The following is a 13,397-nucleotide window of genomic DNA, read 5'->3' as shown; positions in this document are numbered from 1 at the left end:
CAACGCCCTGAACTCAACGTAAAGCACCGATTGTGCGGCGTTCTCGGAGCCTTTTCTGTCATCGGCGGAAAGGTCTGCGTGACCGACGTTTTTTTCACAGTTTAACGCGCGTAGGCTTCCTGCATGCGCCGGATTTCGGTCAATCTTGCCGATGCCTCTTCGTAGCCGCGCTCTATTGCTTCGCCAGCACGGTGAAACTCCGAAAGGCCGATATCGCTGAGGCGCGGATGCAGCGCCAGATCGGGCGGGTCGCCGGCAAGGCGCGCACGCGCAATTCTGTCCTGTATTATGTTGAAGGCCTGTACCATGACACCGGTCATGCCGAGTTTCATGGCGGGCGCATCTTCGCGGCGCAGCAGATCACCGTTTGGCGGGCCGACATTGTGTTTGATTACCGCGGACCGGCCATAGAGATCATAGTGCAGGTTTACCGCGACGACCAACGGCTGTTCATAAGTCCGACAGACCGAAACCGGCACCGGATTGACCAGGGCGCCATCGACCAGCGTACGGCCGTTGGAGCGCACCGGCTCGAAAATGCCGGGCAGGGCATATGATGCCCGCAGCGCTGTGATGAGGGAGCCGTTGGCAATCCAGACTTCATGGCCCGTATTCAACTCCGACGCGACGGCGACGAAGGGGCGGTCGAGATCTTCGATGGAAAATCCTTCCAGATGCTCCTGCATGCGCTTGGTGAGCCGCATGCCGCCGAACAGTCCGCTTCCACCGATGGTGAGATCGAGCAGGCTGGCGATGCGTCGCATGGTCAGCGAACGCGCGAAGGCCTCGAGTTCGTCCAGCTTGCCCGCGAGATAGCAGCCACCGACGAGGGCGCCGATCGACGTGCCGGCAATCATGCCGACTGCGATGCCGGCTTCATCGAGCGCGCGCAAAACACCGATATGCGCCCAGCCGCGCGCAGCACCACCGCCGAGCGCCAAGGCAATCTTCACTTTTTTGGGAGGGGCCGGAGGGAGAAGCGGGGTAGACGTATCCTGCGTGAGGCCTGAACCGGTCGAGCTCTGTCCGCCGATATGACGATTCAACCCCCAATTCAGCATTTTACGCCTCCTCCGAGGCTCCGTGTGCCTCGGCTAAAATACTGTCCCTTTTTCGTTTCCAAATCGTATACTGGTTGTGGCTTGTTGAAACACCATCACCGATAGGTCTACTGCTTGTAGACGTCTTCCGGATTGAAATGCAGGTGATCGTCGACCACGCTCAGCACCGGCTTCCCATCTTCGAGCTCAACCGTTCGGTAGAAGCAGGAACGGCGTCCAGTATGACACGTCGCATCATGTCCGGCGACCTCCACTTTCAGCCAGATTGCATCCTGATCGCAATCCGTTCGGATTTCCTTCACTGTCTGAAGGTTTCCGGAGGTTTCGCCCTTTTTCCAGATTTTCCCGCGCGAGCGGCTGAAATAGTGCGCCGTGCCGGTCTTGATCGTCAGGGCGAGCGCCTCGGCGTTCATATGCGCGACCATCAGCAGCTCGCCGTCATGCGCATCCGTCACGATCGCGGTGATCAGGCCGCGATCGTCGAAACGGGGCGTGAAATCGCCTGCATCCTCCAACTCGGATTTATCTTCGGAGGGAGCATTGAAAATCAGGTTCATTTCCGGCTCTTTCGTTAAAGCCCGGTCAGCGACCCCGGACCAAAGACATGAAACGGGCCTGTTCAGCCGGATCGGCCTTGAAGGCACCCGTAAAGGTCATCGTCAGCGTCGAGGAGCCCTGCTTCTTTATACCACGCATGGACATGCACATATGTTCGGCGTCGATCATCACCGCAACGCCGCGCGGACGCAGCGACTCGTCAATCGCATTGGCGATCTGGGCCGTCATGGCTTCCTGCGTCTGCAGGCGGCGCGCAAAAATATCGACGACGCGAGCGATTTTCGACAGGCCAAGAACACGACCGCTCGGCAGATAGGCGACATGCGCCTTACCGATGATCGGCACCATATGATGTTCGCAATGCGAGTAGAATGGAACATCACGCTCAAGGACGATGTCATCGTAGCCGGAGACTTCTTCGAAAGTGCGGCCGAGCACATCCTCGGGATTCAGTTCGTAGCCGCCGAAGAGCTCGCGGTAGGCCTTGGCGACGCGCGCGGGCGTATCGAGCAGGCCTTCGCGACGCGGATCATCGCCGGCCCAGCGAAGGAGAACGCGGACTGCGTCTTCAGCTTCCTGCTGCGACGGGCGTTCGGAATCAGTGACTTGCGGAAAGTTCTTTACAATGGCGTCCATTACCTGTGGTTCTCCTGATCCGCTGCGCGGATATCATCTTGTCGGACTCGCCACTGGCATTCCCCGAGGTACGGAGATTTTGTACCTTTGGCGGGCTCCGGGGCGTTCTGGCTGGCGGACAAGCCTGCCGTCCTGCACGGTTTCCCATCAAACTTACAGAAGACCATTGCATTTCGATGGTCTTCGAACGACATACATATAGTATGGCATTGTCCCTGTGAAAGTGTCCTAAACGGACACGCTGTGTTTTTTGTTACGAAACACTAGAGCGGATTCAGATTTTAGGTCTGCTCGACCTAAAATCTGAATCCGCTCTAGATCAAATAAATAGAGCATGATGTCGTCCGAAAACCGCCTACACTTTTCGGCATCATACTCTAGCGGGTGCATCGGAGCAAAATCTGTGATGGACGACATCTACAACAGCAAAATTCTAGAGTTTGCCGGCAATATCGGCCGCATCGGCAGTCTTCCTGACGCCGATGCCAGTGCCCAGGCCCATTCCAGACTGTGTGGTTCTCGCGTAAAAATCTGGCTGAAAATGGACGGCGATGTGGTGACCGATTTTGCCCAGGACGTCAAGGCCTGTGCGCTCGGCCAGGCCTCATCCTCGATCATGGCGCTTCATGTCGTCGGCGCTTCGGCAGATGAAGTGCGCAAGGCCCGCGAAGACATGCTCGCCATGCTCAAGGCGGATGGCGAGGGGCCGGACGGCCGTTTCGAGGACATGCGCTATCTGAAGCCGGTCAGGGACTACAAAGCCCGTCATGCTTCTACCATGCTGACATTCGATGCCGTTGTCGATGCGATCGGGCAGGTCGAGGCGGCGCGGGCGGGCGGCATCGCCAAGACTGCAGAAGCTGTTTGACCGAGGCTTCGTGCGATGTGCCAATTCTGTCTTATGCAGGACGACGATGAAGATGAGGGTGGTGCCGCTCCTCCGAGGTCCGCACGACGTCATGCGTCACCATCCGGCGACAAGCTGGTCAAATCGCGCAATTATTCCGGCCCCTTTCGCAAAACTCCGGACCGGCTCTTCGGCATGGGCCTCATTCGCCTCTATCAACTGACGCTTTCCGGATTCATCGGTAATTCCTGCCGCCATATCCCGACCTGCTCGGAATATGGCTATGAAGCGGTTGCCCGCCACGGGCTTTGGGCTGGCGGCTGGATGACGCTCTTCCGCGTCGCGCGCTGCGGGCCAGGTGGTACGAGCGGGCTCGATCCGGTGCCCGGCGAGCTGGAGCGCCGTTATCACTGGTGGACGCCCTGGCGCTATTTTCGTCTCGGGCAAAAGGCTGCCTGACCGTATGGCGGTTTATATCGCGCTGCTCCACAGCATCGTTCTCGGCCCAGGCTGCAGGGTTGTTATGGCCGATCTCAAGGCGATGGCGGAGAGTTTGGGCTTTCGCAATGCCCGTACACTCGTTGCGACCGGCAATCTTGTTTTTGAAGCCGAGCCACAGCCGATTGCGTCGATCGAGATACAGCTCGAAGCGGGTTTTGCGGCAGCTTTCGGCAAGCATGTCGATATCATCGCCCGCGATGCCGATACATGGCTAAGACTTGCCGACGGCAATCCCTTTCTCGACGGGATCGGCAGCGAGGTCATCGTCCGGGTGATGCGGCGGCCGCTCGAGCCCGAAGTGCTGGATAGGCTTGCGAAATACCGCCGGGACGAGCGCATGGCCGTTGTCGGCGGCGATCTCTGGATCGACTTCGGTCTCAAGGCCAGCGAGACAAAAATGCTGCCGGCCCTGACAACGAAGAGGCTTGGCGTCGGAACGATGCGAAACTGGAACACGGTGCGCGGAATCGCTCAAATGATTAGCCGCGACGAAAAAAACAATATTTAAAACGGCATCGAGGTGTGGCTCTACTGTCATGCCGATCTAGCGGCGGTATTCAAACGCAATCATGGCAACAGACATGGGGCGGAAATGCATTGAATGAAAATATATCAGGAACTCCCAAACCGGAGTTGCAGGCAAAAATAGCGGCTGCGAATAAACGCGGCCAATTGCTCATGTCTGTCTGGGGTGTCTCGCTTCTTGTCACCATCGCGGCTTGGATGTTGTTCCACTATGAATTACAATCGACTGCGTGTTATTTCCGCGATAATTCGCTTTTGCGTGACATTTGGCCGCCAAATGCTACCGCTTTGCTGCAAATGCCGAATTTACACTATTCAGAGAAGGATCAATGCACCTTCTTTGGCGTCAGATCGATCACCAGTCTAACGTTGCTTGTGGGTTTCATCATTCTTTTTGCCTGGACTGGCAAGGAGTTGAGAAGCTTTAGAATCAAGAAATTGCCCGTGATCTTTCCAGCTCTATTGATAGGTTTCGCTATATTTTTCATGTGGTTGGATAAGTTCGACAATTATCACGGCTTGCACGCTTCGTTTGGCTTCCACCCGAATGATTCCATCGACGCCGTAATTATCAAAAGCCTCCTTAGAATATACTTTTATTATTGGCTGCTTTTTTCCTGGATCCTCAGCCTTATTCTATATTTTTTTCCAAAACCGATCCCCAAATCACCTTCCGCGACAAACAAAGGCTCGCTCGATTTCTACGGTCCCTAAGCGCACTTTCCTTTACTAAAGCTTGAAAAGCCTTTATCAGGCACGCGGTCAATTGTCCGCAAGATGCGGATGTTTGACCATTTCCACCAAACCACCCGCATTCGTTGGCGGGACTGGACAAGGAGAATATCGATGTCCCAATCCGTTTCCCTGACATTTCCCGACGATTCCGTGCGCAGCTTCGCTGCCGGCACGACCGGTCGCGATGTCGCCGAATCCATTTCCAAGTCGCTGGCCAAGAAGGCTGTCGCCATTGCTATCGACGGCACCGTGCGCGACCTTTCCGATCCGGTGACCGACGGCAAGATCGAGATCATTACCCGCTCGGACGACCGGGCGCTGGAACTGATCCGCCACGACACCGCGCACGTTCTCGCCGAAGCCGTGCAGGAGCTTTGGCCGGGAACGCAGGTGACGATCGGCCCGGTCATCGAAAACGGCTTCTATTACGACTTCGCCAAGAACGAGCCCTTCACGCCCGATGATCTTCCGGTCATCGAGAAGCGGATGCGCGAGATCATTCAGCGCAACAAGCCGTTCACCAAGGAAATCTGGTCACGCGAGAAGGCGAAGGACGTCTTTGCCTCCAAGGGCGAGCGCTACAAGGTGGAGCTGGTCGACGCGATCCCCGAAGGTCAGGATCTGAAGATCTATTACCAGGGTGACTGGTTCGACCTCTGCCGTGGTCCGCACATGGCTTCGACCGGCCAGATCGGCAATGCCTTCAAGCTGATGAAGGTTGCCGGTGCCTATTGGCGTGGCGACAGCAACAATCCGATGCTGACCCGCATCTACGGCACGGCGTTTGCCGAGCAGGCGGATCTGGATAACTATCTGCACATTCTTGCCGAAGCCGAAAAGCGCGATCATCGCCGTCTCGGCCGCGAAATGGACCTGTTCCATTTCCAGGAAGAAGGCCCCGGCGTCGTCTTCTGGCACGGCAAGGGCTGGCGGATGTTCCAGACGCTGGTGTCCTATATGCGCCGGCGGCTGCAGGGCGACTATCAGGAAGTCAACGCGCCGCAGGTGCTCGACAAGTCGCTTTGGGAGACTTCTGGTCACTGGGGCTGGTACCGCGACAACATGTTCAAGGTGACGGTCGCCGGTGACGACACCGATGACGATCGCGTCTTCGCACTGAAGCCGATGAACTGCCCGGGCCATATCCAGATCTTCAAGCATGGCTTGAAGTCTTACCGCGAACTGCCGATCCGCCTTGCGGAATTCGGTGCGGTCCATCGCTACGAACCTTCGGGCGCGCTGCATGGCCTGATGCGCGTGCGCGGCTTCACGCAGGACGATGCGCACATCTTCTGCACCGACGAGCAGATGGCCGCCGAATGCCTGAAGATCAACGATCTCATCCTGTCTGTCTATGAGGACTTCGGATTCAAGGAGATCGTCGTCAAGCTCTCGACCCGCCCGGAAAAGCGCGTTGGTTCGGACGAGCTCTGGGATCGCGCCGAAAGCGTGATGATGGACGTGCTGAAGACGATCGAGGCGCAGTCCGAAGGGCGTATCAAGACCGGCATCCTGCCGGGCGAGGGCGCGTTCTACGGGCCGAAGTTCGAATATACGCTGAAGGATGCCATCGGCCGTGAATGGCAGTGCGGCACGACGCAGGTCGACTTCAACTTGCCGGAGCGCTTTGGCGCCTTCTACATCGATCAGCACTCCGAAAAGACGCAGCCGGTGATGATCCATCGCGCCATCTGCGGTTCGATGGAGCGCTTCCTTGGCATCCTGATCGAGAACTTCGCCGGCCATATGCCGCTGTGGGTCTCGCCGTTGCAGGTGGTCGTGGCAACCATTACCTCGGAAGCCGACGCCTACGGCGAAGAAGTTGCCGAAGCCCTGCGCGATGCCGGCCTCGATGTCGAGACCGACTTCCGCAACGAGAAGATCAACTACAAGATCCGCGAGCATTCGGTGACGAAGGTTCCGGTGATCATCGTCTGCGGCAAGAAGGAAGCCGAAGAGCGTTCGGTCAACATCCGCCGCCTCGGCAGCCAGTCGCAGACGTCGATGTCACTCGACGAGGCGATCGCATCGCTTGCTCTCGAGGCAACGCCGCCGGATGTTCTGCGCAAGCGGGAAGCAAGACGCGTCAAGGCCGCTTGACGGTCCTCATATCTGGCGGCACCTTCAGGGTGCCGTCAGAGAACTGACATACAGCTTTCATATAGTTGATGAATCAACGCGTTGCTGTGGCTGCAACATGTGGCGCAACTGAACGATAGGAGCGGGGCAGCCCCGTCGCGCACTTGGAATTCAAAGAATTATCCTACGCCAATGAGCGGGATACGCGCATCAAGCGCTGGTTCATCCGCTCCATCGAAGGCCTTTCCGGCCGAGACCGTTATGCCCGGCTCTACGATATCTGGCGCACCGATATTGTCGGCAAGAGCGAGCGGGTTTTCGGCAAGATGCTTGACCTCATCGATGTGCGCCTACTCATCAAGGGTGAGTGGCCGCCGAACCAGATCCCCGAGGCGCCGATCGTTATCGTCGCCAATCATCCCTATGGTATCGGCGACGGGATCGCGGTGCTGGCGCTTGCCGAGCAATTGGGACGTCCGTTCAAGGTCCTGATCAACAATGAATTGTTGAAAGTGCCCGAGATGCTCGATTATTCGCTGCCGGTTTCTTTCGAGGAAACCAAGGAAGCGATGGCGATCAACATGAAGACCCGGCATGAGGCCGTTCGCCTGCTTAAGGAAGGCACGACCATCATCGTCTTTCCCGCCGGCGGCGTCGCAACCGCCAAAAAGGGTTTCGGACGCGCCGAGGATCTTCCTTGGAAGATATTTCCGGCAAAACTCATTCAGGCGGCACGCGCAAGCGTCATTCCCATCTATTTCGAAGGACAGAACGGTCGGTTGTTCCATCTGGCCAGCCGTATCTCGATGACCCTGCGCATTTCGCTGCTGATCCGGGAGTTCCGACGCCTGTCGGGCAGTACCATTACCGCCCATGTCGGCGCTCTGAGAAGCTGGGAAGCACTCAGCGAAGGCAGCGACCGCAAGGATCTGCTGACGAAGCTTTATGGCGCGGTCTTTTCGATGGCGCCGCCGAGAAGGATGCTGCGACGCAAGGCCAGCTAAGCGGGAAGGGCGGCGCGGCCGTCAATCCATGCTATCGCCGTCATCACCGCCGGCAGCAGGCGCCAATTGTTCGTAGGTCGGCAGCGGCTGCTGATTGGTGGTTGCCGGAGGTGTCTGGCTCTGGCGCATCGGCGGCATCTGGATCGGCAGCTGCCGTGCGGGCTGTTCATTATCGGCATCCTGCGGCTGCTGCTGCTTCATCAGCACTTCCACATCCGTATTCATGCCGGCGGCGACGGTGAAGTCGCGCTGATAGATCTTGTCCTTGTTGCGGGCGACGGCCGTGTAGCGGCCTTCTGCCAGTACCATGGTCGGAAAGGCGCTGACGCTTTCCCCGACGATATCGCCCGCAGATGTCAGGATCGACCAAGCGGTATCGGCGATCGCCTCGCCGCCGGCGTCCGAGACCAGCTTGAACGTGATCTTTGCCGCCCTGTGCTGGATAGTCGCCTCCGTCACCTTGCCGGCTTCCACCTGGATATCGGCGCGGATGACGGCATTGACCTCGCCATACTCGGAAACGACATGATAGGTGCCGGCGCTGAGGCCAACCAGCGTTTTCGGCTTCACGTCATCCATGACAAGGCCGCGCTCGCCGTCTTCCTTGGCTTCGCTGGAATAGATCGAGAAGCTCAGCTCGTTCGGAGGAATGCGGACATCGGGACCGGATACCGCGTTCAAAACCATGCCGCCGGCATCGAGAACCATCGTCTGCTTCTGGGTATCACCACTTTCCGGCACGCTTAGCCGCTTGGTGACGCCGGCACGACCGAAGGAGACATTGACGAAATAATCGCCCGGCAAAAGGTGGAATGAGGCCGAGCCTCCGCGCGAACTGGCAACCAGCGGCAGTTTACCGTCGGCCCCCGCTATCGGACTGAAGACATACCAGGCAAGACCCTGCTGCTGCGGGCTGCTCTGTGGCGTGAGCTTGGCCTCGAGCGAAACGTCGCGCAAGGTGCGCGCAGACGAATTCTCTCCATTTGGCGCCACGAAGGCATTGAGCTTCGGCATCTTGACGCTGCCGTCGAGCTGCTTGAATTCCTTGAAGGCATCCTGTGCCGAGACGGCGGTACTCATGCCCGCAAGCATCGCGAAAACCGCGCTCAATCGGCGAGCGGATGAAATGCCTGACATGGATACCAACCGATTGACTTCCGATAAAACACACGCCACTTCAAAACCAATGCGGTGGCAAATTCAAGACCTCATCCTACCACAAGCCAAAATGAAGGCAGTTCCTCAATGAAAACCGATATCAAGCTGGTCGACTATCTCGCGGTGCGCCGATCGATTCCCGCGTTCCAAATGTCGGAGCCGGGACCGGACAAGGCTGAGATCGAGGAGATTCTCCGATTGGCATCGCGCGTGCCGGACCACGGCAAGCTCGCGCCCTGGCGCTTCATCGTCTATCGCGGCGAGGAGCGTGCCCGTATCGGTGAAGAGCTGCTGAAGCTCGCGCTGGAAGCAAAGCCTGATCTGTCGGAGGAAATGATCCAGGTCGAGCGGACCCGCTTCACCCGCGCGCCCGTCGTCGTCGCAGTCGTCAGCAAGGCGGCGCCGCATTTCAAGATTCCGGAGTGGGAGCAGCTGATGTCGGCCGGCGCGCTTTGCATGAATCTGCTGATTGCGGCCAATGCCCATGGCTGGGTCTCCAACTGGCTGACCGAATGGTTCGCCTTCGACGAGCGTGCCTATCCGCTGCTCGGCGTGCAGCCGGGCGAGAAGGTTGCCGGCTTCATCCATATCGGCTCGACGAGCTTCCCGCCGGTCGAACGCCCACGCCCGGAACTTGCCGAAACGGTAACCTGGGTCGGCGGCGAGGACGCGTGATGTTCTATACGACGGACACCAACCGCCACGGTCTGGCGCACGATCCTTTCAAGGCGATCGTCGCGCCGAGGCCGATCGGCTGGATCGGCAGCAAGGGCAGGGACGGCTCGCTGAACCTCTCTCCCTATTCCTTTTTCAACGCCGTCAGCGACCGGCCGAAGCTGGTGATGTTTTCCTCCGCTGGCCGGAAGGACAGCGTACGCAATGTTGAAGAGACCGGCGTCTTTACCGCCAATCTCGTCAGTCGCCATATCGTGGAGAAGATGAACCATTCATCGATTGCCGTCCCCTATGGTACTAACGAATTCGAGCTCGCCGGACTGACGGCAAAGCCGGGCGAGCTGGTCGATGCACCCTATGTTGCCGAGGCCTTTGCCGTGCTCGAATGCCGGGTGACCGAAATCCTGCAGCCCAAGGGTCTCGACGGCACGGCATCGGAAAACATCATGGTCATCGGCCAGGTCGTCGGCATCCATATCGACGAGACGATCATTCGCGACGGCAGGCTGGACATGGCGCTGGCGCGTCCCATCGCTCGCATGGGGTACATGGATTATAGCGAGGGCAGCGACGTCTTCGAGATGATCAGGCCGAAGGCGCCCTGAGGGGGCGCCACTCATGCCGATAGGCGAAAGGTTAATAAGCAGGGTAAACGTCCCGTAAACCTTTGCCCGATAACGTGAAGCATATGAATTTGCGGGGCAAGAGTCGCCTCGTCGATATCGGGGCGTTACGTGATCATAGAAGCATTCCTTCGCTGGGCTGAAACCGCCAAGGCAGAAAGCAGAACCCGGGCGGCCAATGCGCTCGGCAGGGCCTATCTGCAGTCGGAGATGCCCAGGGAAGAGCGTGACGCCGCCGAGATGGCGATGACCTATCTGCTTGACGATCCGTCTCCTCGCGTGCGGCTGGCACTTGCCGAAGCCGTCGCCCATTCGGCCAGCGCACCGCGCAACGTCATTCTGTCCCTTGCCCAGGATCAGCCCGAGATTGCGGGGCAGATCATCCTGTTTTCGCCTGTGTTCACCGATGCCGATCTTGTCGATCTCGCATTGCATGGCAGCGACGTGGCGCGGATTCTCATCGCCTCCCGCGGGCTGGTGCCGCGTGCAGTCTGCGCCGCACTTGCCGAGATCGGCGGGGAGACTGAAATCCAGTGCCTGCTCGAAAATGACGGAGCCTTGCTTTCGCAGGCTTCGCTAAAGCGCATTGCGGAGCGCCTGGGCGATTGCGCCGACATACGCGGGTTGCTTCTTTCCCGGGACATTCTGTCTTCGGATATCAGGCACCTGCTGATGCGCCATGTCAGCGAAGCGCTTTCGGAATCGGCGCTTGTCCAGAGCTTTGTCGGTAGCTCCAGGCTGCAGCAGGTAACGCGTGAAGCAACCGAAGCGGCAACCGTCACGATCGCGGGAACGGCGCAGCACGAGCAACTGCCCGATCTGGTCGAGCATCTGAGGCAGACAGGCTGGCTGACGCCGGCTTTCCTGATGCATGCGCTGTGCTCCGGCAAGGTCGATTTCTTCGCCTGTGCGATCACCAACCTTTCCGGCTGCGACGAACGGCGCGTGCGCTCCATCATCTCCCGGGGCCGCGTCTACGCCATTCGGGCGCTCTACGAAAGCGCTGGATTGACCAGGGATATCAGCACCATCTTCGTCGAGGCGACGATGATATGGCGCGAATCCTCTCGCAAAAACGGCAACGCAATGCTGGAAGATGTTTCTTCGCGCCTGATGCGCAAGTTCCACCTTGCGGAGCCAGCTCCTGCGGCCGCTACACAGCTTCTCGACATGGTGGAGAAGCTTGCGAATGCCGAGCGGCGGCAGTCCGCGCGCAGTTTCGCCGCACTGGCGACGCTCGCCGCTGCGTGATATCCAGCGGCGTTCTATTTTCCGAGGTTCATCTTGTCGCTGACGATTGCTATCGAACCCCCACGCCAGGAAGGCGTCATTCGCCTTCTTGACATGTCGAGCGCCTATGCGGAGTCGCTTTATCCGCCCGAGAGCAACCATATCCTCGATCTGTCTTCGCTGGAGAAGGCAGAGGTAACTTTCTGGGTCGCCAGGGTTGAGGATGCGATCGTCGGATGCTGCGCGCTAGTCGAGGCCGGTGACGGCACAGCCGAGATCAAGCGCATGTTCGTCGATCCGGCTGCCAGGGGCCGCAGCGTCGCGCGCAAGCTCATGGAGACGCTCGAAGCGGCGGCGCTCGAAAGGGGCCATTCGGCGGTCCGGCTGGAAACCGGCATATATCAGCCGGAAGCGATCGGCCTCTACCGGAAATTCGGATATCTCGAAATCCCCGCCTTCGGCAGCTATCAACCGGACCCACTCAGCCTGTTCATGGAAAAACGGCTGGAACAAACGAGCTGAGCAATCAGCCCTCGGCAGCGTCCCGGACATGCAATTGCAGTTCGGGTTCCTGTGCCTGCTGTTCCTCGGTCAATTCGGCCTCGCGAATCCATTCGCGCCAGATCGCGACGATGATCGCCATCAGGACCGGGCCGATGAAAAGCCCGAGGAAACCCATGGTCTTCACGCCGCCCACCAGACCGAAGAAGGTTGGAAGGAACGGCAACTTGATCGGCCCGCCGACAAGCTTGGGACGAAGCGTCTTGTCGACAATGAAAAGCTCTATCGTGCCCCAGAGGAAGAGAGCGATACCGGCCCAAAGCGAGCCGCTGGCGACGAGATAGATCGAGACGAGCGACATCGAAAGCGGCGCGCCGCCCGGCACCAGCGCCATGACGCCGGTGAGAACGCCGAGCGTGATGGCCGAGGGAGCGCCGGCGATCCAATAGGCCACACCGAGAACGATACCTTCACCGATAGCGATCAGCGTCATGCCCATGACAGTAGAACTGATCGTCGCCGGCACGACGCGGGAGATCCTCTCCCAGCGATTGGGCAGGATGCGTTCGCCGAGCAGATCGACCTGGCGAACGAATGTCGAGCCGTCGCGATAAATGAAGAACAGCGCGATCAGCATGAAGAGCAAGGTCAGCACGACGTGGAACGCGCCACCGCCGGCCGCAAGCACCGCTCTGTATATATTACCGATATGGGCACCACTGACCAGTTGCGCCAGCTCACCGAGCGAACCGGGGCTGCCGACATATTGCGCCCACTGCTCGCCGAGCCAGGAGCCGACGACTGGCAAAGCCAGAATCCATTGCGGCGGCGGCGCACCTTCACGGTTCACATGGATCGCCCAGCTGAACCAGTCACGCACTTCACCAGCCATATAGATGGCGGAAAGAACGATGGGCAGGACAAGGAAGGTTACGATGAAGGCGATGGCGATGGTGGCGGCAAGCGTCGTATTGCCGCCGGTACGCCGCACGATATCGCTGTAGAGCGGCCAGGTGGCAAAGCCGATCACCGCGGCGGCCAAAACCGGAACGAGAAAACCGTAAAAGAAATAGATGCCGGCAATGGCAATTAGAATCAGCAGCCAACGCGCCGCGGAAATCGAAGGTATCAAAGGCATGCGCGCATGCGCACTCGGCCCCAGCCACCGGTGTTCCTTTGGCTTATGACGTTCAAATACACCCACCGGTCTTACTTCGCCCCTATTTACTAGATCATCCGGTTATGGGGTATGATCTAGGCCGTT

15 protein-coding genes are annotated in these 13,397 nt (G+C 58.8%); 10 read left to right on the top strand and 5 right to left on the bottom strand.

Features of this window, described 5'->3' with window-relative positions:
* Nucleotides 1-101 precede the first annotated feature (101 nt).
* From ABOK31_RS07420 to folE, 3 genes are all read right to left on the bottom strand, one after another.
* Nucleotides 102-1,061, bottom strand: coding sequence for a patatin-like phospholipase family protein (locus tag ABOK31_RS07420; RefSeq protein WP_349958305.1), 960 nt, complete (start codon nucleotides 1,059-1,061; stop codon nucleotides 102-104).
* A 107-nt stretch (nucleotides 1,062-1,168) separates the two neighbouring features.
* Entirely contained in the window at nucleotides 1,169-1,618 is a 450-nt protein-coding gene (hisI, locus tag ABOK31_RS07415; protein ID WP_174175212.1) for a phosphoribosyl-AMP cyclohydrolase, read from the bottom strand.
* A 25-nt stretch (nucleotides 1,619-1,643) separates the two neighbouring features.
* Nucleotides 1,644-2,255 carry a GTP cyclohydrolase I FolE gene (gene folE / locus ABOK31_RS07410; protein WP_174175210.1) on the bottom strand — a complete coding sequence of 204 codons (612 nt, stop codon included), beginning with the start codon at nucleotides 2,253-2,255 and terminating at the stop codon, nucleotides 1,644-1,646.
* Nucleotides 2,256-2,658: 403 nt separating this feature from the next.
* Between folE and ABOK31_RS07405 the strand changes: the two genes are divergently transcribed.
* The 6 genes from ABOK31_RS07405 to ABOK31_RS07380 all read left to right on the top strand — a co-directional run bounded on the left by ABOK31_RS07405 (nucleotide 2,659) and on the right by ABOK31_RS07380 (nucleotide 7,946).
* Nucleotides 2,659-3,123 carry an iron-sulfur cluster assembly scaffold protein gene (locus ABOK31_RS07405; protein ID WP_174175208.1) on the top strand — a complete coding sequence of 155 codons (465 nt, stop codon included), beginning with the start codon at nucleotides 2,659-2,661 and terminating at the stop codon, nucleotides 3,121-3,123.
* A gap of 15 nt (nucleotides 3,124-3,138) precedes the next feature.
* Nucleotides 3,139-3,561 carry a membrane protein insertion efficiency factor YidD gene (gene yidD / locus ABOK31_RS07400; RefSeq protein WP_113385913.1) on the top strand — a complete coding sequence of 141 codons (423 nt, stop codon included), beginning with the start codon at nucleotides 3,139-3,141 and terminating at the stop codon, nucleotides 3,559-3,561.
* Between the two features lie 4 nt (nucleotides 3,562-3,565).
* Entirely contained in the window at nucleotides 3,566-4,111 is a 546-nt protein-coding gene (locus ABOK31_RS07395) for a DUF1697 domain-containing protein (RefSeq protein ID WP_349958304.1), read from the top strand.
* An 89-nt stretch (nucleotides 4,112-4,200) separates the two neighbouring features.
* Entirely contained in the window at nucleotides 4,201-4,842 is a 642-nt protein-coding gene (locus ABOK31_RS07390; protein WP_349958303.1) for a hypothetical protein, read from the top strand.
* Between the two features lie 132 nt (nucleotides 4,843-4,974).
* A complete protein-coding gene (gene thrS / locus ABOK31_RS07385; RefSeq protein WP_349958302.1) occupies nucleotides 4,975-6,963 on the top strand; it encodes a threonine--tRNA ligase in 1,989 nt (662 codons plus the stop codon).
* 143 nt (nucleotides 6,964-7,106) lie between these two features.
* Nucleotides 7,107-7,946, top strand: coding sequence for a lysophospholipid acyltransferase family protein (locus ABOK31_RS07380; RefSeq protein ID WP_174175201.1), 840 nt, complete (start codon nucleotides 7,107-7,109; stop codon nucleotides 7,944-7,946).
* A gap of 21 nt (nucleotides 7,947-7,967) precedes the next feature.
* On the opposite strand, the gene ABOK31_RS07375 is transcribed toward ABOK31_RS07380, so the two are convergent.
* Nucleotides 7,968-9,038 carry a hypothetical protein gene (locus ABOK31_RS07375; protein ID WP_349958894.1) on the bottom strand — a complete coding sequence of 357 codons (1,071 nt, stop codon included), beginning with the start codon at nucleotides 9,036-9,038 and terminating at the stop codon, nucleotides 7,968-7,970.
* Between the two features lie 153 nt (nucleotides 9,039-9,191).
* Here ABOK31_RS07375 and ABOK31_RS07370 point away from each other — a divergent pair, with 153 nt between their 5' ends.
* The 4 genes from ABOK31_RS07370 (at nucleotide 9,192) to ABOK31_RS07355 (ending at nucleotide 12,154) form a co-directional block, all read left to right on the top strand.
* Nucleotides 9,192-9,779, top strand: coding sequence for a nitroreductase (locus ABOK31_RS07370; RefSeq protein ID WP_174175199.1), 588 nt, complete (start codon nucleotides 9,192-9,194; stop codon nucleotides 9,777-9,779).
* The gene (locus tag ABOK31_RS07365; protein WP_349958301.1) at nucleotides 9,779-10,384 is read left to right on the top strand and encodes a flavin reductase family protein; all 606 of its coding nucleotides are present in this window, start codon (nucleotides 9,779-9,781) and stop codon (nucleotides 10,382-10,384) included. Before ABOK31_RS07370 ends, ABOK31_RS07365 begins: the two co-directional genes overlap by 1 nt.
* A gap of 114 nt (nucleotides 10,385-10,498) precedes the next feature.
* Nucleotides 10,499-11,653 (top strand): DUF2336 domain-containing protein, encoded by a 1,155-nt coding sequence (locus tag ABOK31_RS07360; RefSeq protein ID WP_349958893.1) that lies wholly within the window; start codon nucleotides 10,499-10,501, stop codon nucleotides 11,651-11,653.
* 33 nt (nucleotides 11,654-11,686) lie between these two features.
* Complete coding sequence (locus tag ABOK31_RS07355) at nucleotides 11,687-12,154, top strand: GNAT family N-acetyltransferase (protein ID WP_174175195.1); 468 nt, start codon at nucleotides 11,687-11,689, stop codon at nucleotides 12,152-12,154.
* Between the two features lie 4 nt (nucleotides 12,155-12,158).
* On the opposite strand, the gene ABOK31_RS07350 is transcribed toward ABOK31_RS07355, so the two are convergent.
* Nucleotides 12,159-13,337, bottom strand: coding sequence for an AI-2E family transporter (locus tag ABOK31_RS07350; protein WP_174175193.1), 1,179 nt, complete (start codon nucleotides 13,335-13,337; stop codon nucleotides 12,159-12,161).
* Nucleotides 13,338-13,397 lie beyond the last annotated feature (60 nt).

It is taken from the genome of Rhizobium sp. ZPR4, assembly GCF_040215725.1.
GTDB classification, from domain to species: Bacteria; Pseudomonadota; Alphaproteobacteria; order Rhizobiales; family Rhizobiaceae; genus Rhizobium; species Rhizobium rhizogenes_D.
The sequence above is the reverse complement of the archived record's forward strand: the minus strand, read 5'-3'. Positions and strand labels throughout refer to the sequence as shown.